We start from the raw sequence: 19833 nt of genomic DNA, 5'->3' as shown, positions 1-19833 counted from the left end.
CCGCACTGGTGAACAACGATCGGTAGTTATGAAAACGGTTCTTTTCGGCCTGGATGGCGCTACCTATACGATTCTCGACGAGTTGGTCGCGCGCGGCGTGATGCCGAACCTCGGACGAATCTACGCCGCAGGCGTTCGCGCTCCGCTGCAGTCCTCTCCCCTGCCCCTCACGCCCCAGGCCTGGACCACGCTGGCCACGGGGCGCAGCCCCGGACATCACGGCATTGCCGACTGGGCGCAGTTCCGTTGGGGAGCGCAAGGCAATTACGGCCACATCAACGACTCGCGCGACAATCATGCCGAGACCCTCTGGCACTACGTCTCGCGGCAGGGACGCCGAGTCACGGTGCTCAATTACTATGGCACGGCGCCCGCGCAAGAGATTCGCGGCCACTCGATTCCCGGCTTCACGTCGGGGCGGCACCTGCGCCGTTCCAGCTTTCCCCGCGATCTCTTCGCGCGGTTGGAAGGAGTCGAGGGGCTCGACGCCAAGGTCCTCGGACTCGACCTCGAGATCGAGCGCCAGGTGCTGCAAGAGATGGCCCCGGAACTCTGGGCCGACTGGTTGCGCCACCACATCGCGCGCGATCGCGCCTGGTTCGGCATTCTCGCGCACCTGATGCAGCACGAGCCGAGCGATCTCTCAGCGATCGTCTTCGACGGCGTCGACAAGCTGCAGCATCTGGCCTATCGCTATCTCGACCCGGCCTTCGCGCCGAAAAAGCCCACCGCGTGGGAGTCCGAGGTGATCGGGCTATGCCACGAGTACTTCGCGCAGATCGATGCGTTCCTCGGCCGCACGCTCGACCTGGTCGGTCCCTGGGGCCGGGTCTTCGTCGTCTCCGATCACGGCTTCACCGCCAGCCACGAGATCCTCTACATCAACCGCTGGCTCGCTGAGCAAGGCTGGCTGGTCTGGAAAGGGCAGCAGCAGGAGGATCAAGAGGAAGCTTGCGCCACGCTCAAGCCGGAGAACGACGTCAACGCGATCGACCTGGAACGCAGCCAGGCGTTCGCCTTCACGCCGAGCGCCAACGGCATCTGGATTCAGACACCCCCCGGCGAGTACGACCCCTTCCGCCGAGAGTTGATCCGCCGATTGCTCGAGCTGCGCGGTCCCGACGGCGGGCAGGTCGTGACGCACGTCCGCACGCGCGAGGAGATCTTTGCCGGTCCCCGGATGGAAAAGTTTCCCGATCTGACTGTCGAGCTGCGCGATTTCGGCTTTGTTTCCGTGCTGAATTCGAGCGTGGTGGTCCGGCCCCGCTCCGCCCCCTTCGGCACGCACCATCCGCATGGCGTATTGTTGGGGAAGGGAATGGGGCTGCACAGCGGGGTCAAAACCGAGCTGCTCAACATCCTCGACGTGGCCCCCCTCTTGCTGCATAGCCTGGGTTTGGAGATTCCGGCCGAGTACGACGGACACGTGCCGACCGAGTTCTACGATCCCGGTTATCTGGCCAGCGATCCGCCGCGTCTCGCCCCTCCCGTGGCCGACCAATCGACGAACCCGGCCGATCAAGGTTCGGAAGAAGAGGCCCCGGCCGAGGAGGAAATGGACGCTGAAGACGAAGCGATCCTGATGGAACGCCTGAAGAGCCTGGGATATATCGAATGAACGCGGTAGCCGATCGATCGCTCGACAAGTCGCGCTCGCGCGGACTTTCGATCGGCAACTTTCGCCGCATCGCGGCGCACGGCTTTGGCGACGGTCACAACTCGTACGCCTACAGCTACGCCTGGCACCAGGGCTATCTCTACATCGGCACGCACCGCGATCTGCTGGTCCTCGCGCGCACGCGTTTCAAGTTCGACATTCCGACGCAGGTCTGGCCGGTCGAGGTCCCCGCGGCGTTCGATCCGCGCGAACAAGGGGGAGAGATCTGGCGCTACGACGCCCAGGCCGATCACTGGGACCGCGTCTACAAGTCCCCCGTCACGGCCGGCATCGACGGTCGCACGGTCCCCGTGGCCGCCGGGTTCCGCTCGATGGCCGTCTTCCAGGGACGAAGCGATTCGCATCCCTGCCTGTACACCATTCCCAGTTGCGGTTCCTTCGGCATCGGGCCGGTACTCTTGCGCTCCTCCGATGGCAGCAATTTCGAGCAAATCGGCCAGCCCGGGCTGGGGCTCGGCGACGGCAACATCACGGCGTACCGCTCGATGATCGCGCTTCGCGATCGGCTCTTCATGGCGCCGGCCGGCTCGCGCGGCGCCGACCCCAACCTGGCCTACCAGGCCGTGATCTTCTGTTCCGACGATCCGGCCACCGGCGCGTGGCAGCCGGCGAACGTCAATGCCTTTGGCGATCCATCGAACTATGGCGTCTACGACATGTGCGTCGCCGGCGATTACCTCTACGCCGGCACGATGAACATCCGCGAAGGCTGCCAGCTCTGGAAGACCAAGGCCGAAGGCGAGCCCCCCTTCCGCTGGACCAAGGTGCTTGACCGCGGCGCCGATCGCGCGAGTTACTACAACCAGGGCGTCGTCTGCCTGACGGAGTTCCAGGGTTGCGTCTACTTCGGCACCGGCGTGCAGAACGGCGGCTACGACAAGGTGAACAACATCGGTCCCGCCGCCGGCGAGGTGATCCGCGTCTATCCCGACGATACCTGGGACGTCGTCGCCGGCGATCCGCGCATGACGCGCTATGGGCTCAAAGTTCCCCGCAGCGGCCTGGGCGCGGGCTTCGACAATCCCTTTGCCGGTTATATCTGGCGCATGTGTCAGCACGACGGTTGCCTCTACGTCGGCACGATGGATTCATCCTCGATGCTCCCGTTCGGCGATCCCAAGGCGCCCGAGCGGCGAGCCTTCGACGAGCGCACGGTCGAGCAGTACATGCGCTGGCGTGGCGGTTGCGAGCTGTGGTGTACGGCCGACGGCGATCGGTGGATCCCCGTCACGCGCAACGGCTTCGGCAATCCTTACAACTGGGGCATTCGCTCGCTGCTTTCGACACCGCGCGGCTTGTTTGTCGGAACCGCGAATCCCTACGGTCCGAACGTCGCCATGCGCTCGCCGGAAGGCTGGCGCTATCTCTTGAATCCCCAGGGGGGGGTCGAAGTCTGGCACGGATCGCACGACCACAAGGGAGATCTCACCGCCGATGATTTCGCGGCGGGTGAAACGCTCCCACCGCTCACGGGCATCGAAAGCGGTAGCCGCACGTTGGGCGAGCGCGTCCTCGCGCTGCCCGACCTGGGCGATAGCGCCCCAGGCGCCCCCGAGCCGCCAGAGATGCTCGACCGAGTCTGGCATGAGACCACGCTCGACAACCCGTCCGCTCGCCCCCGGCATCACGAGCCGGAGTTTCGTCACGACCATACGTTGTCGTTAGCGGCCGATCCCTACACGCGTCTCTCGATCGAAGAGCGAGACTCGATCGTCCTCCCCACGGATACCGCGACGACCATCGCGGGCTTCTACCACGGCACCGCGCTGCGCAACACGGGTTATTGGCGCCGCGAGGAACTATCCGGCGGCGAAGCCGCGAAAGGCCTCGTCGAAGAACTGACCGCCCTGGCCCTCACCTCGCGGGCCGATCTGGCCACGACGTCGCCGCGAGTGCTGGCCATCGCGCGCGGCGCGGCGGATGCGCCAGCCATCATCACCCGCTTGCTGCCGCAGGCATTCGTGACCACGTGCGAGCCCGACGAGCCGCTCCCCTCAGACCAGTTCGACGTCATCCTGGCCGTCGAGGCATTCTCCTCGCTCGAGCGCGCGGCGGCCTATCAAACTCTCGCCGAGCGACTTGTTGCCGGTGGGGTCATCGTGGCCGCCGATCCGATCGGCCCCACGCTCGACGAGGGAGTCGCGCGGCAGTCGGTCGAGTATGTCTCGGACAAAATCGTAAGCGATCTGGCAGCGATGCTCGCCCAGGCCGGCCTCGTCGATATCCACATCACCGACGTGACGCACGAGACGTGGTATCGCTTCAACAAATCGAGCCGCATTTACTTCGGCTCGAAGCTATTGCTCTATCATCTCGAGAAAGAAGACTACGAGGCGATCCTGCGCGCGCTGCCGGGGGGCGACCTGATCGTCGACGCATACGTCGTCGTCCGTGGCCAAATGCCCGGAGCCGATTCCGCCCCGTCCGAAAGTGTGCCCAGTTGAGCGTTCGCACCTGCACATCCGTGGCAGCGCGGTCGCGGATTACTCGGCCGCGGTCGAGCTCTTGCCTGGCGCCCGGCGTCTTCGCGCTCCCAAGGGGGCAATCACCGGCCCGACGAGCACCGTATCTTCCGGTTGCATCAGCATGAAGACGATCAAGTCGGCCACACGCTCGGGGGGCAGGGCGTCTCCCGGCATCGGCGCCGGCTTGTTTTGTTCCCAGAAGGGGGTCGCCACGGCGTGCGGCATCAGGGCCTGCACCTTGATGCCGTAGCTGCGCACCTCGTCGGCCACCGATTGCGACAGGCCGATCACGCCAAACTTCGAGGCGCAATAGGGGCCGTCGTGAGCGCGCCCCTGCAAGCCCGAAACCGACGACAGATTGATGATCGTCCCTCCGCGCTGCGCGATCATCGTGGGCAGCACGGCGCGGTTCGAGAGAAACACTCCCTTGAGATTGATATCGATCACGTCGTTCCACTCGTCGATTGTCACGTCAACCAGCGGCTTGGGGGGCGTTCCGCGTTTACGCAGAATGCCGGCGCAGGCGATCAACGCATCGATGCGGCCGAACTTCTCTAGCGTCTGCTGCACGAGCCGCTCGTGATCTTCCTCGCGGCGCACGTCGATCGCCAGTCCCAAGTGGGCGCCCGCCTCTCCTGCTTCTCCTGCTTCGAGTTCCGCCACGACCGCTGCCACGCGCTCGGCGTCGAGATCGGCGACCACCACGGACCCTTGCTCGGCGGCCACGGCCTTGACCGTGGCAAGCCCGATGCCGCCGGTCCCCCCCGTCACGATCACCACCTTTCCCCGCAGATCCTCGGGCGCACTGGTGGCTTGTGTTTCCATCGCTGTTTCCTTCGCTGCTGAAACTGGTTTGGCGGGACCATCCGTCCCTGCCTTGCCGCCGCGCCATCCGGCGCCGCTGCGTTTGAACGGTTCGAACACCGGCGCGATCAATCGTGTATCGGCCGGAACGGAAAGCATCCAGCGAATGGTGTGGGCCACGCGTTCCGGCGGCGGAAGATCCGTCGGACGCGGCACCGGACCCGCCTGCTGCAAAACGTCGGTGGCGAATTCCCCCGGCACGAGGACCTGCACGCGCACGCCGTAGGGGCGTGCCTCTTCGGCCACCGCTTCCGTGAGACCGATCACGCCGAACTTCGACGCGCAGTAGGGGGCATCGAAGGCGATGCCCACACGTCCCGACTTCGACGATAGATTCAAGATGTCGCCGCGCCGCGCCGCGAGCATCGCCGGCAGCACGGCACGATTCGCGAGAAACGTCCCGCGCAGATTGATGTCGAGCACCTCGTCCCATTCGCTGGCCGACAACCGCGCCACGGTACGCAACGAGGCGCCACGCGCCCGCAAAATGCCCGCTACGTTCACCAGCATGTCGATGCGGCCGAATCGTTCGAGCGTCTGCTCGGCCATCTGCTGCATGTCGGCTTCGTCGCGGACGTCGAGCGAAAGCGTCAGCACCTGGCCGCGCCCGGCGCCCGCTTTCGACACGAGCGAGGCCGTCGCGGCAAGTCGCTCTTCGCTACGACCGACGGCTACAATATGTGCCCCCGAGCGAGCCAGCGCCATACACGTGGCGCGGCCAATGCCGCCACTGGCGCCGGTGACGATCGCCACGCGATCGAGCAGTCGATCTGCAGAAAACAGCGCCATGCGCGACCTCAGTCCAATCCGTAAGGCATGGCTCGCGAAGATCGGCCCAGCACCGGCGGCAACCTTTATTCGACGTATCCCAATTGCCGCAGGCGTTCCATGATCTTTTCTTCCGCCTCGGCATCTTCTTCGTCGGTCGATGGCGCGGTGACCGGCGCGCCGCCGACGGAAATCGTCGCCGCGCCCGTGCGAACCGGACGCGCGGCGGCGAACTCGGGCGTGAAAACTTCTTGCATCACGCGGCTCTCGAAGTCGCTTGGAATCGTCTCGCCAAGGCTATGGAGCAACGTGGCTGCCACGTCAAGAATCGACTGCTCGGGCAACGTCTCTCCCTGGCGGATGCCTGGTCCGTGGGCAATCAAGATGCCTTCGGGATAGTGCGTGCCCGCCACGATGGGGCGAGTCCAGATCACCGGTTCGGCATCGAGCACCGAGACGAAGCCGTGATCGCACATCACCAGGGTCAGATCGGGCCCGTGCCCGAGTTCTCGGCCAGGGAAGGCCTCCTCGCGCAACAGCACCTCTTTGACCAGTGGGGTGCCGTCGGCTGGATCGCGCAGGGCGAGCAATGGATCGATCAATTGACGGCGGAACGACTCATACTCCGCGCGAGGCACGCCTCCATCCCCTGGCTGCTGTTCGACCCGGATGTGGATGCCGTTGGTCGCGGCGCTGGGGGCGTAGGCCTTGGTTGTTTGCCAATCGAGGGCCACGTAGTGCGCGCCGGTGCGCGGTCCCCCCGTGCCCCCTTCCTGTTGCCAGTGCAGCAGGCCCAATTGTTCCAGCCATTTATTGATGCGGAACACCTTGGTCGTCGGACCGAAACCGTGATCCGAGGCGAGAAAAACGCGGGCGTCGGCCGGCGCCTGGGCCACGATCCGCCCGATGAAACCATCGAGCTCATGGAAATACCGCACACACAAATCGCGCATCTTGCGCTCGAACGCATTCGGCTGCGCGGGAAACCACGCCGGGTCGAGAAAGCGCCAGCAACCGTGCTGCAGCTTGTCGACCCCGTCGAACATGACCGCCGTGAGATCGGCCGGGCGCGTGCGCATCAAATGCTCGAGGATCGAGAACCATTGCTTCTCGCGCTCGATGTGGAACGTGACCCAGGGTTCCAACTCTTCCTCGGGAATGAGCTGCAACGCCTTCTTTTCGTGCTCGAAGTCCCACGACAAGGCCTGCGAGCTGAAACCATCGAGCGTTTTGAGCTCGTCGTACAGCTCGAGCGGGAAGACGTTGCGTCGCAGGTGACGAAACGACAAAAGCCCCGGCACGATGACGCCATTCACGGCGGGCGGAGGCGCCATGAGGGGAAAGTTGAGCGAGATCACGCGCCCGCCGAGTCGGCTGACGATCGTCCAGATCGTTTCGGTACGGATGTCGCGAAAGTTGTTCAGCGTGAAGTACGCGCCGCCGCTACGGAGCTCGGAGCGCAGGAAATCGAAGATGCCGTGGCTGCCCGGACCACGACCCGTCATCAGCGTGGTCCACGCGGGGGGCGTCAGCGGATGGGGCGTCGTGCGCAATGTGGCGCGCACGCCTCCGGAAATCAGCCGCGCCAAGTGAGGTAGATGCCCTTCGGCGATCAGCGGATCGAGCACCGAAAACGTCGCACCGTCCAACCCGATGAGCAGCGTAGGATCCATACGCGAATGAGCCGCTAGTTGTGGCAACCAGGGAAAAAAAGATCTGCCCAAACGGTTCGTTTCAGCCAACGGATTCCGGCGGGCGGAGGGTCACAATCGCACGATTGTAACAACGCCGCCGCGCACACGCGGCACCATGCCCCACAATTTTTGGCGTTTTTTCCGCGGGCCCCATCCCCCAGGGCGATTGCACCAAAAGTCAAGTTCCGCAGAGGACTTGGAGTCGATAGTCGTCGCTCCAGGCGGCGGAGAGTCGTTTGTTCTTCACGCCGAGCTTCTTGGATTTGTTGTTCTTGAGCAGGCTGAGCGAGGCTCTTCGCAGCAGGCTGAAGTTGGCGTCGGCGTGCCCTTTGCGGATCCGGCTCTGATCTTCTCCGAACGTCACATCGAGTTGCCAGTGCAACGAGTTTTCAATGCCCCAGTGCCCGCGCACTGCTTCAGCAAAGCGCTTGCCACTCAGGTAGCGACTGGTGATGTAATAGCGCACGTCGTCGCTCGTGCGTCCGTCCATGTGTTCCGTCACGCGGACCGCCAGGCCGATCGCTTTCAGGCCGGGCCACTCCTCGGCCAGGGGAAAATCGTCGGGCAGCTTGGCCAGATAGTAATAACGATCGTCGTGACGGCCGTGCCCCTTCTCGTGCGTTTCGTGCCGGCGATGCGCCACCTGCTGCAAATCGTCTTCCAGGTGTTCGCTGAAGAAATCGCGGATCGCTTCGCACAGCTTGGGCTGGTTGTCTTTCACCGCCAGCACGTAGTCGGCCTTCGCCTCGACGATCTGCCGGGCGATCTCTTTCTGGCAGCCCATCGCGTCGATCGTCACCAGAGAGCCCGAAATCTCCAGTATTTGCAGTAGTTTTGGGATGGCCGTGATCTCGTTCGACTTCTCGTCCGTGACCACTTGGCCCAGGCTGATCGAGTTGGCCGTAGCCCAGGCACTGACCATGTGAATGGCCGCCTTGCTCGACGCTGTGTCGAAACTGCGACGCAAGGTCTTGCCGTCGATGGCCACCACCTGACCGTCCGTGACCTCGTGCAGCGCCGTGATCCAACTCAGCAGGCACTGCTCGAACTCGGCCGGCTTCAACGCGCGGAAGAGGGCGTTGAAGCGATCGTGCGAGGGAATGCCCGCGCTTAGGTCGAGAAACTTCGCCAGCCAGTCCTTCTTCAGATTGGCCCAATCTGCGATCGCCACGAAGTCGTCCGCGCCGCTAATCACCGCACACACGGCGATGACCACGATGTTCACCAGCGGATAAACACCTTCCCGCCGTCGCGGGTCGGTCAGGTGATCGAAATGTTCCTCGAACCGAGCAGTCCTCCGCCGCACCATTGAGACTCTCCTGGCAAGTCACAGCCGCCGCCAACGCAAGACCCTCTCGCGATTGTGCAAACGCCGACTTGCCAAGAACATGACAGATTACCTAATATGGCGCAATCGCCCTGCCCCATCCCCCCGCGAAAGCGCATCCGGCAGAAGCGCCACGCTCACCGCGGCCAGCCCGAGCCTCCTCTCGCCTGCCGCTCGGGAGCAGCCACTACGTCATCGTCAGCACGACGCGAAAGCGTGCCTTGCCGCTGATCATCCGTTCGTACGCCTCGGCAGCTTGTTCGAGTGGGAAAACCTCGTTCCTCGATCGCACGCCCGACTGGGCGCTGAACGAAAGCGTGTCTTGGGCGTCGATCGAGGTGCCGGAATACCATCCCTCGATGGCGCGGCGCCCCATGATGAGCGTCAGCGGAGGCGCATCGACGGTCTCGGGGGCGGCCCCCACCACGAACAAGCGACCGTGCGGGGCGAGTCCCCCCAGCGTCGCGGCCATCGCGGGGCCGTTGGTCACGGTGGCAATCACGGCCTTGGCGCCCCCAAGCTTCGCCAACTCCACCGCGGGATCGGAAGATCGGCTATCGATGTAATGGGTGGCGCCCAACTCCTGGGCCAGAGGCGCCTTGTCCTCGCCGCGGGCAATCGCCGCCGTGCGAAATCCCATCTTGGCTGCGTACTGCACGCCCAGGTGCCCCAGTCCCCCCAGCCCCAGGATGGCCACCAGATCGCCCGGGCGAGCGCCGCAATGGCGCAGCGCATTGAACGTCGTCAGTCCGGCACACATCAGCGGGGCAGCCTCGATGTCCGCCAGTTCCCCAGGCATCACGGCCAGCGCGGTGTAGGGAGCGACCATATAGTCCGCGTATCCACCGTCGAACGAAATGCCGGTGACCTGGATGCCGGTCTCGCACGCAAAGTAATCGCTGCGCCGGCACGTGTCGCAGTAGCCGCAGTGTCCGGCGTGCCATCCGACGCCGACGCGCTGGCCAGGCGTCCAACGCGTGGGGACATCCTTTCCGACGGCATCGATCACGCCGATCACTTCGTGCCCCGGCACGCGCGGAAACTCGAGCCCGGCCCAGGTGCCGTCCTTCGTCAAGGCATCGCTATGGCAAATGCCGCAGGCATGAACCTTGATACGCACCTGCCCCGAACCTGGACTCGGAATGGGACGCTCGACCAGTTCGAGAGGGCCCCCGGGACGCGATACCTGAACGGCGCGCATGCTCGACATCGTAAGACTCCTGACACGATGGAGAGAATGAAGACTCTCGGGCGCGGCTTGCCGGCGACAATTATAGCGTCGCCCGTATCGACTTGAAGCGTGGCACGGTCCGCTCACCGAAACTTCATGCGGTAGACTGCGAAAGCACGATCGTGGACGATGGCCAATCCTTGCACGACGGCGCTGCCACGCCGGCAGTCTTGTGAAAACGTGAAGTAAAGTGTCTGGACCGCGCCTGCGCTGAATTCCGAGATGCGTGTCCGAAAACGGCGAGCGATGCCTCGCGCCGCCGCTACAATTCGAGTATGACCATTCAGGATGACGCCTGCTACCGAGCGCTCGTCGCGCGCGATCGCCGCTTCGACGGGTTGTTCTTCGTCGGCGTCCAAACGACCGGCATCTACTGTCGCCCCGTCTGCACGGCAAGAACACCGGCGCGTCGCAATTGTCGTTTCTTCGCCAGTGCTCCCCGTGCCGAACAGGCCGGATTTCGCCCCTGCTTGCGTTGCCGCCCCGAACTCGCGCCGGGACTGGCGCCGGTCGATAGCTCGCGTCGGATCGCGCGAACGGCCGCGGCCCGCATCGAAGCCGGCGCCCTGAACGGATCGGGCAAGCTCGAACAGCTTGCCGCCAGCCTCCAAATCAGCTCGCGACAATTGCGCCGCTCGATGCTGGAAGAACTGGGCGTGACTCCCGTCGAACTTGCGCAAACGAATCGCCTGTTGCTGGCCAAGCGTCTGATTGCCGACACGCCATTGCCCTTGGTCCAGGTCGCTTACGCGGCCGGATTCGCCAGCGTGCGCCGTTTCAATACTCTCTTTCGCCAGCACTATCGACTGACGCCGAGCGAACTGCGCCGTTCCGCACCGCGGCCGGCCGCCAACGATCGTTTGCGTCTCATGCTGACCTATCGTCCCCCCTATGCCTGGGACGCGCTCTTGCGCTTTCTCGCCGCCCGGGCCATTCCCGGCGTCGAATGCGTACGCGATGGCGCCTACTATCGTACGGCCCGAGTCGGCAGCCAAGTGGGCTGGCTCTGCGTCTCGCCCATCGACGCTCGTCATCTGCTCGCGGTCGAATTGGACACCGCGCTCGCGACGGCATTGCCGGCCATCCTCGTCAAGCTGCGCCAGCTTTTCGATCTCGATGCTCGCCCCGACCTCATTGCTGCGCACCTTGCACCCGATCCGCTGCTCGCAACCTGCGTGGCCACTCGCCCCGGATTGCGCGTGCCGGGGGCGTTCGACTCTTTTGAACTCGGCCTGCGAGCTATCCTGGGACAACAGATCTCGGTGCGCGCCGCCTCGACGCTGGCAGGTCGCTTCGCGGCGCGATTCGGCGAACCGATCGTCACTCCCCTGGCGTGTCTGAACCGACTTGCTCCCACGGCCCAGACTCTCGCCAACGCCAGAACTTCGACTCTAGCCGCGCTGGGATTGCCGAGTGCTCGCGCCGCCAGCCTGCGCAGTCTGGCTCGCGCAGTCATGCGCCGTCAGATCGATCTCGAACCTGGCTCCGATCCGCCGGCAACAATCGCCCAACTCAAAAAACTGCCCGGCATCGGCGTCTGGACCGCCGAGTACATCGCCCTGCGCACGTTGCGCTGGCCCGACGCGTTTCCTGCAAGCGATTTGGGATTGCTCAAAGCCTCGCGCATGAAATCCGCCGGTGCCCTCGAACGTGCCGCCGAGCGATGGCGCCCCTGGCGTGCCTATGCTGCCTTGCACTTGTGGGAAAGTCTCTCGCCGTCGTTGCCGCACATCCCCTTCGGCAAAGCATCATCCTGAAAGGAACCATGCTCCATGCCCGACGCCACTTGCTTCGACTACATCGACAGTCCACTGGGAGAGTTGGTCGTTCGCGGAGATGGCGCCTTCGTCACGGGACTGTTTCTCCCCCGGCACAAGCGATGGCCGGGGGTCGATCCAGCCTGGCAACGTTCGCACGCGGCATTCGCGACCGTGCGCGAACAATTGAACGAGTATTTCCACGGCCAGCGGCAGCAATTCGACGTACCGCTCAAACTCGTCGGCACGCCGTTTCAACAGCGAGTCTGGCAAGCACTGGCGAAGATTCCTTACGGCACGACCATCACATACGCCGAGCTCGCGCTCCGCGTGGGTAATCCCCAGGCCTCGAGAGCCGTGGGCCATGCCAATGGCCGCAATCCCGTATCCATCCTCGTGCCGTGTCACCGCGTGGTCGGCGCGAATGGCTCTCTGACGGGCTACGCGGGGGGAGTCGCCAACAAGCAGTGGCTGCTCGCATGGGAACGCACGACGGCCGCCTCGACGTGTGACCGTCCCTGCGAACGAGCGGGCGCCTGATCGCGCAAAAAGAGTGGCGGGGTAGCACCGATCACCTTGCGGAAAAAACTTCCCTTCTGCAACAACTCCAAGTCGCAAGATGGTCGGTGTCGCGCAGTGACAAGAAGATAAGGAACCGCTCAAGCAAAAGAGATCGACCGAAACACCCTACACCGAATCTTCTTGGCTTTCCTTCAAGCAAAGAGAGGCCGCCACACTCCGACGTCGATTTCTCCGCGTGCCCCCTGTCTCTTCCTTACTCCGCAACTCCGCGCGAACCCAACGCTCGAGCGCCACTTCGGCACACTCGCAAGAAAGCTGCGTCTTTACATGCGGTCGTCGTTCTCGGCGAAAGGAACCGCCGGACGCTTGGCCTCATCGAGGCGTACGGGAACGCCGAATTCATCGACTGATACGATCTGCGCCACGGGAATGTCGATCGACAGACTTCCTGCCTGCGAAACGGCCTTGCCAAGCAATTCCACCGTGACCTTGGTGACGCCGGGCCGGGGCTTCTCGAACACGATGGCGTCGATGATCTCCTCCCCTGGCGAAATAAAATCCGCCGCGATGTGCTCGACGTAAGGATCCTCTTTTGGCGCATCGACACGCGCGTAGCGCTGGCCTCGCTCATCGTGCAACGTGGCGTTCACACCGAAGAGCGCCGACTGTTCGCCACCCCACGAGTTGTATTCCAGATCGTTCGCGGCGCTCGTATTGCGCACGCAAAGTCGTAGCACGAGATATTGCTGTTCCTCCCGCAGCTTCTTCAGTGAATAGTCGAACGTGCCGCTCCTGTCCACGCGCATCTCGGCGACCGTCTTCGTGGGGGCGACATCGAAATGCACGGAAACGATCCGCACCTCTACCTCGCCCAGGCGTTTCGGCTCGGCGAACGCCGCCGTGGCCTGCAAGGCCTCGATGGCGGCCGTGGGAGGCGGCGTTTTGGGAATGGCCAGTTCCGCCGCTTCGAGGGGGTCGGCCTCTGGGGGCGTGGGCGAGGCGGCCTTCGCGACTTCGGCCCGCAGCACCGCGTCCTGCTGCTCGATATTCTTCAGCAGCGCCGTCAACATGCCAAAGCCGATCGAAACCACGCAGCACAGCACGCCGCCGGCGATGACGAGCGATTTACCCGTCCCTTCCCGTCGGCGAACGGCGACGATCCCCACCGCGGCGACGAGCATCCCCAAGGCCGCCACCGGGTACACGGCGACGGGCAACAGAAAGATCATCGCCAGCGCCACGAGTGCCAGCCCCCCCGAGATTGCGCCGAACAAGCCGGCCGAACCCATCGGGCCGGCAGAAGTCGATGGAGTCGTTCCACGTGCTGCAGGCTCGGCAATGGTCGGTGGGATTTCAACGCGCTGCGACGACATGGCCGCGACGATGGCCGCCGCCCGTTCGCGTTTGGCAGCCAGAGTAGCAACCGCGACGGAGGAATCTCGCTCGGCGATCGCGCAATCGTCAGGGGGCGTGCCGTGGGGCACCACCATCGGCGCCCCGCACTGGGTACACTTCGCTCGGCGGCCTGCGTGCTTTTCCGCACACGCAAACTGGTAGCCGCATCCTGGGCAGGTAAATCGAATCATTGCCAATCCTCTTCTCGCGCATCGAATCTAGTCGGAGCACGAGAAATTGGCAACGCGACCTGCCTCCCGCCGCACAGATCGGCGACTGCTAGCGGGGTGCCCCTGCCGCGTACTGGCCTAAAGATTGAGCCATTGCCCGAGAGGTAAGCCCCCCTGGCAATAGCGCGTAAACATTCCACATCGAGCGCAAAGAACTGGCCTAAGGAGTCGAAGCAGCCGACAGTTGCTCGCCGAGGTACGCTCGGGCGCGGTTGATTTCGGCGCTGACCTGCGCGGTCGTCTCCAGGATCGGGATGCCTCGCGGAAAGGGGTGCATGAAAATCTCGGTCCAACCCTGGTAGCGGATCTCGCGCAGGGCAGCCAGCAGCGGTGCGAACTCGAGCGGGCCGCGTCCCGGCATCTGCAGCAGCTCTTGTTCTTTAGGCTGCTTCGTGTGGCAGCCGTTACCATGTTGCCAGGCGTAGAACACGGCCATCGAGTCGCCCAGCGCCCGGATCAGATCGGCCAGCAACCTTTCGTCTTGCGGCAGATGATAAGGAGCAAAGGCCACGGCCAAATGGCGCGAGGGGCGCAGTTCGCCCAACCATTTCAGAGAGTCGGGCGATTCGATCAGGCTGTGGGCGTGGTTCTCGATGGCGATGGTCACGCCCGTCTCCTCGGCCACCGCCAGATGAGGTTTCATCTGCTCGACGAACTCACCCACCGCCTGCTTCAACTCCGTCCCGGTGAGCCCCTTCGGCCCTTTAGCACCGGTTACGATCGTGCGGCATCCTAGTCGCGCGGCCAGCCGCATCTCGTCCTGGAGCCCAAACGGCCCGAGCGGATACTGCGTGATGCAGACAAGCGTCACGTCGTGTCGTTGCAACAACTGAGCGAAGCGCTCCTCGCCCAGCTCGTCGAGCTGCTCGCGCTGATTGCCATGCACCTTGGGCCAGATGTCGACCGCTGTCGCGCCGGTCTTGTGAACCTCGGGCAAAATCTCGGCCAGGGGCGCGTACCCGTACAGGCACGAGCCGAGAAGGTACTTCAGCCGAAAGGGCTGAGGATCGGGCTGCGACCATCGAGGGCCGGTGCAGACCACGGCAGCGGTCGCGGCCGACAGCGCGGTGAATTGGCGACGGGTAAGGGGCATGGATAGGGGAGATTCGTCCAGGAATCGATCTTTGTCCGGTACGCTAGTTTCACCCGATTTCCTGGGGCGTGCAACCGAATCGTACGAATACCGTGGCCGGCCTTTCAATCTGTCGCCGAGTGGCATACCTCACGGGTCGACGTTAGACTGTTGCCCAATCTGAGAGGGAATCGACATCACTACAAGAAGCAAGGTTTGCCTCATGCGTCACTCGATCTTTCGCTTCGGGGTCCTGCTGCTCGCGCTGGCAGCGGTGTGGAACTTCTGCCCATTCGCAATCGCCGACGTGCGCGTGCCGAACATTTTCAGCAATTCGATGGTCTTGCAGCGCGACCAGGACAACAAAGTCTGGGGCCGCGCCGACGCAGGCGAGAAAGTGACCGTCACCATCGGCGATCAAAAACACGCAGCCACGGCCGACAAGGACGGCAACTGGAGCGTGACGCTCTCCCCCCTGTCGGCCGGCGGACCGCTCGAGCTGACCATCAAAGGCAACAACGAAATCAAGATCTCCGACGTGCTCGTCGGCGAGGTCTGGATCTGCTCGGGCCAGTCGAACATGCAATGGTCGGTCAATGCCAGCAAAGATGCCGACCTCGAACGTCTGACGGCCAACTACCCGCAAATCCGCATGATCAACTTCCCGCAGATCGGCTCGCAAGACCCCATCTGGAGCCACGACGATCGCAAGTGGATGGTCTGCACGCCGGAGAACGTGGGCAGCTTCTCAGCCGTGGGTTACTTCTTTGCCCGGCAGCTCTACGACACGATCCACGTGCCCATCGGCATGATCAACAACGCCTGGGGAGGCTCGGCCTGCGAGGCCTGGATCGAGCGCGACAAGCTCGCCTCGGACCCAGCCTACAAGCCGCTGCTCGAGCGTTGGGACGCGATGAAGTCTCAAGCCGATGCCCTCGCAGCGAAGCCCACGCCCACCGAAGATGAAAAGAAGCAACTCGGCCAACTCAAGGGCCAACTCGCTGGCAATCACAACCCGGCCAACATCTACAACGGTGTCCTCAAGTCGCACCTGGGCTACGGCATTCGCGGCGCCATCTGGTATCAGGGCGAATCGAACGCCGGGCGTGCCTACCAGTACCGCACCCTTTTCCCACTCATGATCCAGAGCTGGCGCGACGAGTGGAAACAGGGAGATTTCCCCTTCTACTGGGTCCAGTTGGCCGACTTCATGGCCGAAGCGCCGCAGCCGGGCGATAGCGCCTGGGCCGAGCTGCGCGAAGCCCAAACCATGACCATGGACAAGCTGCCCAACACCGGCGAGGCCGTCATCATCGACGCCGGCGAAGGCTACGATATCCATCCCAAGAACAAACAGGACGTCGGCAAGCGGCTCGCCCGCTGGGCCCTGGCCAAGCAGTACGGCGTCAACATCGCCGCGGCCAGCCCCCGCTACAAGTCGATGGAAGTCGACGGCGACAAGGCGAACCTGACGTTCGACAATCTCGCCTCGGGCTGGCGCCCCTTCGACGTCCGCGAGCCGCGCGGCTTCACCATCGCCGGCGAAGACAAGAAGTTCGTCCCGGCCCAGGCCGAGATCCTGAAAGATGGCCGCATCGCCGTCTCGAGTGCCGAAGTGGCGAAGCCCGTCGCCGTGCGCTACGGTTGGGCCGACAACCCCGTGGTGAACATGTTCACGGGCGACGGTCTGCCCCTCACGCCGTTCCGCACCGACGACTGGCCGGGTGTGACGGCAAACGCCAACTAAACAATTTCCATCGCGACAAACACGACGATCCTGCGGAACTTTTCCGTAGGGTCGTTGTGGTCGATCTTCAACGAGGGATTGTACCACGACGGCTCTATGGCACGGCGAAGGCTTTTTGCTTTACGACTCTTCGGCGGCCAACTCCGGATAGCGCACACCAACTTCGTCGAGATGCGCGAGCAGATCGGCGGGGTCGGCGTAAACGCGGTACGCCCCAGCGCGTTCCAACTCCTCTTTGCCGTAGCCGCCGGAGAGAAATCCCACGCCCAACGCCCGCGCACGCCGCGCAGCGAGCAAGTCCCACACGCTGTCACCGACTACCACGGCGCCGGCGATCGGAATGCCGAGTCGATCGGCCGCCGCCAGGAACAGATCAGGATCAGGCTTTGCATACACCACCTGATCGCGCGTCACGATCGGCACGCTCGCCGGCACATTCAGTGCCACGAGCGTTGGACGCGCCGTTTCGAGCCGCGCGCTCGTGGCAATCGCCCATGGCACGCCAACTTGTGTCAGATGCGCGAGCAACTCGCGTGCCCCAGGCAAGGGCTGAATCTTCCCGGAGAGGCGCGCGTACGCTTCCGAGTGCAGCTTAACCAGTCGCTTCGCCTCGGCCGGCGTGAGCGCGTGCCCCGTCTCGCGGGCGATCGCGTGTACCATCAAACCACCACTCATGCCAATACGGCGGTGGATCTTCCATACTGGCAACTCGATGCCGACTTGCGACAACGCCTCGTGCCAGGCCACCACATGCTGATAGACGCTGTCGACGAGCGTCCCGTCGAGGTCGAAGAGAAACCCCGTACGGCCCGGCTCGAGTTGTTCGCGAGTAGTCGCCATTCCATTACCAGACTTCGACATCATTCAATCTTCCAAATCCGCACCGAACCATCGCGCCCGCCCGAGGCCAGCAGCGTGCCATCCTCGTTGAAGGCGACCGTGTGTACTGCGAACTTGTGGCCGAGATACGTGGCCAGCAGTTCGCCCGTCTCGGCGTCCCACACTTTCACCGCGCTGTCGTGGCCGGCGGTGGCGATCTTCTTGCCGTCGGGCGAGTAGGCCACGCCCCAGATGTCGCCTTCGTGCCCTTCCCACGACTTGATCAACTGGCCGCTCCCGGTATCCCAGATGCGTATCGTCTTGTCCCAACTGACCGAGGCCACACGGTGGCCATCATGATTGAAGGCCAGCCCGTTTACCGGACCGGTGTGCCCCTCGAGCGGTAGCTTGAGGGTGAGCGTCTTCGCGTTCCACAAACGCACAACCTTGTCCGTGCCGGCCGTGGCCAGCATTTCGCCATCGGGCGAGAGGGCGACCACGTAGACCGCGCCCGGCTGTTCGGCCTCGACCAACGGAGTATCGGCGTCGAGCGTCCATTCGCGAATACCGCCGGCACGATCCCCCGCCACGATCAATTTTTCGTCGTGGCCCAGATCGAGCCCACGCACGGCATTGGGATGCTTGAACGTCTTGAGCGGCTCGTCCTTGCTCGGATCCCACAGCTTGATGAGGCCGTCGTCCCCCGAAGTAACGAGCTTGCCATCGTGCGAGAAGCGCGAATTCCAGACGATGCCACGATGGGCGCTAATCGTCGACTTGATGCTGCGCGAGGGAATATCCCACAACCGCACGGCGCCATCTTCGACCGCCATCGCCACCGTGGAACTCGTGGGATCGAACCCCACCGACCAGACCGTCCCCGCGTTCGCGCTCAGGACGGCCAGCGCCTCGCCAGACGAGACCATCGCCGGAGCGGCAGCGGGCACGCCTCGATTCGACAACATCCAGCCCCCCAGCAAGCCAATCGCCAGGAACGACGTCGCCAGGGCCACGGCAATGATCCGATTTCGCCGCGCCTCGCGTGCCTCTTCGATCGCGCAAACCTGTGGAATCTCCTCTGAAGAGGCCTTCATGATCGCCCAGTGAAACTCGAACAACTCGGCGAGTTGCGTCGCCGATTGAATGCGATCCTCTGGCTTCTTGGCCAACAGCTTGTCCACCGTGTAGGCGAACCAGTCGGGCACCACCGGGTTCAATTCGCGCAAGGGGCGCGGCTTGCTATCCGAAATCTGCCGCAAGATGGCCAAGGCTGAATTGCCCGGGAAAGGCGGCTGCCCGGCGCACATCTCGTACAGCACCGCCCCCAGGCTGAACAGGTCCGAACGCGCGTCGACTTCTTCTCCCATCGCCTGCTCGGGCGACATGTAGAGCGGCGTGCCCGAGACGTATCCCGTGCTCGTCAGTTTCACATCCTCGGCCACGCGGGCGAGACCAAAGTCGGTCAGCTTGACGCGGTCCTGCGAAGACTCGAGCAGGATATTGCCCGGCTTGATATCGCGGTGGATCAAGCCTTGCTCATGCGCCGCGGCGAGCCCCTGCGCGGCCTGCATGCCGATGCGCACCACGTCGCGGAACGAGAGCCGTTCTTCGCGCGAAAGCCGCTGTTCGAGCGACTCGCCCGAGATGAGCTGCATCACCAGGTAAGGCAATCCTTGCTCGCCGGCCCGTTCGACTTGATGCACCGCCACGACGTTCTCGTGCGTAATCGACGCGGCCGAGCGCGCCTCGCGGCAAAATCGCTGTCGTGCAATTTCATCGTCGGCGATATCGGGATCGAGCACCTTGATCGCCACGTGGCGCTGCAGGCGCGAATCGAACGCCTCGAGCACGACCCCCATCCCGCCACGCCCCAGAATGCGCATCACGTCAAAGTGCGCTAGCCGTCCAAGATAGACGCTGTCTTCGGCCGGCAGCAGGAACGAGAGCGAAACCTCGCGCGAACGAGTCACGGTTGACGGCGCCCCCGAGGGAGTCGCCTGCTGCACCAGCGTGGTGTGCTTGTGCGTATCGAGCGCCTGGACGGCCGGCCAATAGGCCGACGTGGCCAGCGGTTGCTCGCGATCGAGGTGCTCGACCACTTGCGAAAGATTCGTGCCTTCGGTGGCGATCTGCTCAAGCTTTGCCTGGCAGCACTGGCAGGAGTCCATGTGCCGGGTATACACCTCCTGCTGATCGCTCGACAGCGAGCCGTCGAGGAGTTGCTGCAGCTCGGTGCTCGAAGGGCAACTGGTGCCTGTCTTCAT

At 63.9% G+C, this 19833-nt stretch carries 13 protein-coding genes; 5 read left to right on the top strand and 8 right to left on the bottom strand.

Translation table 11 applies throughout. The annotated features are described in order from the left end of the window. Positions 1-28: 28 nt before the first annotated feature. Together KF708_02015 and KF708_02010 are read left to right on the top strand one after the other, a co-directional pair. Positions 29-1618, top strand: a complete 1590-nt coding sequence (locus KF708_02015) for an alkaline phosphatase family protein (protein MBX3411465.1) — start codon at positions 29-31, stop codon at positions 1616-1618. Next, complete coding sequence (locus KF708_02010; GenBank protein MBX3411464.1) at positions 1615-4122, top strand: hypothetical protein; 2508 nt, start codon at positions 1615-1617, stop codon at positions 4120-4122. The genes KF708_02015 and KF708_02010 overlap by 4 nt, the downstream gene beginning before the upstream one ends. Positions 4123-4161: 39 nt before the next feature. On the opposite strand, the gene KF708_02005 is transcribed toward KF708_02010, so the two are convergent. From KF708_02005 to KF708_01990, 4 genes are all read right to left on the bottom strand, one after another. Further along, entirely contained in the window at positions 4162-5796 is a 1635-nt protein-coding gene (locus KF708_02005) for an SDR family NAD(P)-dependent oxidoreductase (protein MBX3411463.1), read from the bottom strand. A gap of 65 nt (positions 5797-5861) precedes the next feature. Continuing rightward, positions 5862-7448 carry an alkaline phosphatase family protein gene (locus tag KF708_02000; GenBank protein ID MBX3411462.1) on the bottom strand — a complete coding sequence of 529 codons (1587 nt, stop codon included), beginning with the start codon at positions 7446-7448 and terminating at the stop codon, positions 5862-5864. A gap of 199 nt (positions 7449-7647) precedes the next feature. Continuing rightward, positions 7648-8778, bottom strand: a complete 1131-nt coding sequence (locus tag KF708_01995; protein MBX3411461.1) for an ISAs1 family transposase — start codon at positions 8776-8778, stop codon at positions 7648-7650. A 205-nt stretch (positions 8779-8983) separates the two neighbouring features. Next, positions 8984-10006, bottom strand: coding sequence for an alcohol dehydrogenase catalytic domain-containing protein (locus KF708_01990; protein MBX3411460.1), 1023 nt, complete (start codon positions 10004-10006; stop codon positions 8984-8986). Between the two features lie 296 nt (positions 10007-10302). On the opposite strand from KF708_01990, the gene KF708_01985 reads away from it, so the two are divergent. Next, positions 10303-11784: a helix-turn-helix domain-containing protein gene (locus tag KF708_01985; GenBank protein MBX3411459.1), complete on the top strand. Its 1482-nt coding sequence runs from the start codon at positions 10303-10305 to the stop codon at positions 11782-11784. Between the two features lie 174 nt (positions 11785-11958). Further along, positions 11959-12324, top strand: a complete 366-nt coding sequence (locus KF708_01980) for a methylated-DNA--[protein]-cysteine S-methyltransferase (GenBank protein ID MBX3411458.1) — start codon at positions 11959-11961, stop codon at positions 12322-12324. A 305-nt stretch (positions 12325-12629) separates the two neighbouring features. Here the strand turns inward: KF708_01980 and KF708_01975 are convergent, their stop codons facing one another. Further along, positions 12630-13892, bottom strand: a complete 1263-nt coding sequence (locus tag KF708_01975; protein MBX3411457.1) for a hypothetical protein — start codon at positions 13890-13892, stop codon at positions 12630-12632. Positions 13893-14091: 199 nt separating this feature from the next. Further along, a complete protein-coding gene (locus tag KF708_01970) occupies positions 14092-15024 on the bottom strand; it encodes a sugar phosphate isomerase/epimerase (protein ID MBX3411456.1) in 933 nt (310 codons plus the stop codon). 202 nt (positions 15025-15226) lie between these two features. Here KF708_01970 and KF708_01965 point away from each other — a divergent pair, with 202 nt between their 5' ends. Next, positions 15227-16750, top strand: a complete 1524-nt coding sequence (locus KF708_01965; protein MBX3411455.1) for a sialate O-acetylesterase — start codon at positions 15227-15229, stop codon at positions 16748-16750. Positions 16751-16870: 120 nt separating this feature from the next. On the opposite strand, the gene KF708_01960 is transcribed toward KF708_01965, so the two are convergent. Both KF708_01960 and KF708_01955 read right to left on the bottom strand, forming a co-directional pair. Then, the gene (locus KF708_01960) at positions 16871-17614 is read right to left on the bottom strand and encodes an HAD family hydrolase (GenBank protein MBX3411454.1); all 744 of its coding nucleotides are present in this window, start codon (positions 17612-17614) and stop codon (positions 16871-16873) included. After that, the gene (locus KF708_01955) at positions 17611-19833 is read right to left on the bottom strand and encodes a serine/threonine protein kinase (GenBank protein MBX3411453.1); all 2223 of its coding nucleotides are present in this window, start codon (positions 19831-19833) and stop codon (positions 17611-17613) included. The genes KF708_01960 and KF708_01955 overlap by 4 nt, the downstream gene beginning before the upstream one ends.

This window comes from Pirellulales bacterium (assembly GCA_019636335.1).
Classification (GTDB): domain Bacteria; phylum Planctomycetota; class Planctomycetia; order Pirellulales; family JAEUIK01; genus JAHBXR01.
This window is presented reverse-complemented; position numbering and strand designations above follow the sequence as displayed.

What these genes read in the sequence shown, in the direction of transcription:
- KF708_01970 (MBX3411456.1), bottom strand. Translation starts at nt 15,024, where the DNA reads ATGCCCCTTACCCGTCGCCAATTCACCGCGCTGTCGGCCGCGACCGCT.
- KF708_02005 (MBX3411463.1), bottom strand. Translation starts at nt 5,796, where the DNA reads ATGGCGCTGTTTTCTGCAGATCGACTGCTCGATCGCGTGGCGATCGTC.
- KF708_02015 (MBX3411465.1), top strand. Translation starts at nt 29, where the DNA reads ATGAAAACGGTTCTTTTCGGCCTGGATGGCGCTACCTATACGATTCTC.
- KF708_02000 (MBX3411462.1), bottom strand. Translation starts at nt 7,448, where the DNA reads ATGGATCCTACGCTGCTCATCGGGTTGGACGGTGCGACGTTTTCGGTG.
- KF708_02010 (MBX3411464.1), top strand. Translation starts at nt 1,615, where the DNA reads ATGAACGCGGTAGCCGATCGATCGCTCGACAAGTCGCGCTCGCGCGGA.
- KF708_01965 (MBX3411455.1), top strand. Translation starts at nt 15,227, where the DNA reads ATGCGTCACTCGATCTTTCGCTTCGGGGTCCTGCTGCTCGCGCTGGCA.
- KF708_01990 (MBX3411460.1), bottom strand. Translation starts at nt 10,006, where the DNA reads ATGTCGAGCATGCGCGCCGTTCAGGTATCGCGTCCCGGGGGCCCTCTC.
- KF708_01960 (MBX3411454.1), bottom strand. Translation starts at nt 17,614, where the DNA reads ATGATGTCGAAGTCTGGTAATGGAATGGCGACTACTCGCGAACAACTC.
- KF708_01955 (MBX3411453.1), bottom strand. Translation starts at nt 19,833, where the DNA reads ATGAAGACAGGCACCAGTTGCCCTTCGAGCACCGAGCTGCAGCAACTC.
- KF708_01985 (MBX3411459.1), top strand. Translation starts at nt 10,303, where the DNA reads ATGACCATTCAGGATGACGCCTGCTACCGAGCGCTCGTCGCGCGCGAT.
- KF708_01975 (MBX3411457.1), bottom strand. Translation starts at nt 13,892, where the DNA reads ATGATTCGATTTACCTGCCCAGGATGCGGCTACCAGTTTGCGTGTGCG.
- KF708_01995 (MBX3411461.1), bottom strand. Translation starts at nt 8,778, where the DNA reads ATGGTGCGGCGGAGGACTGCTCGGTTCGAGGAACATTTCGATCACCTG.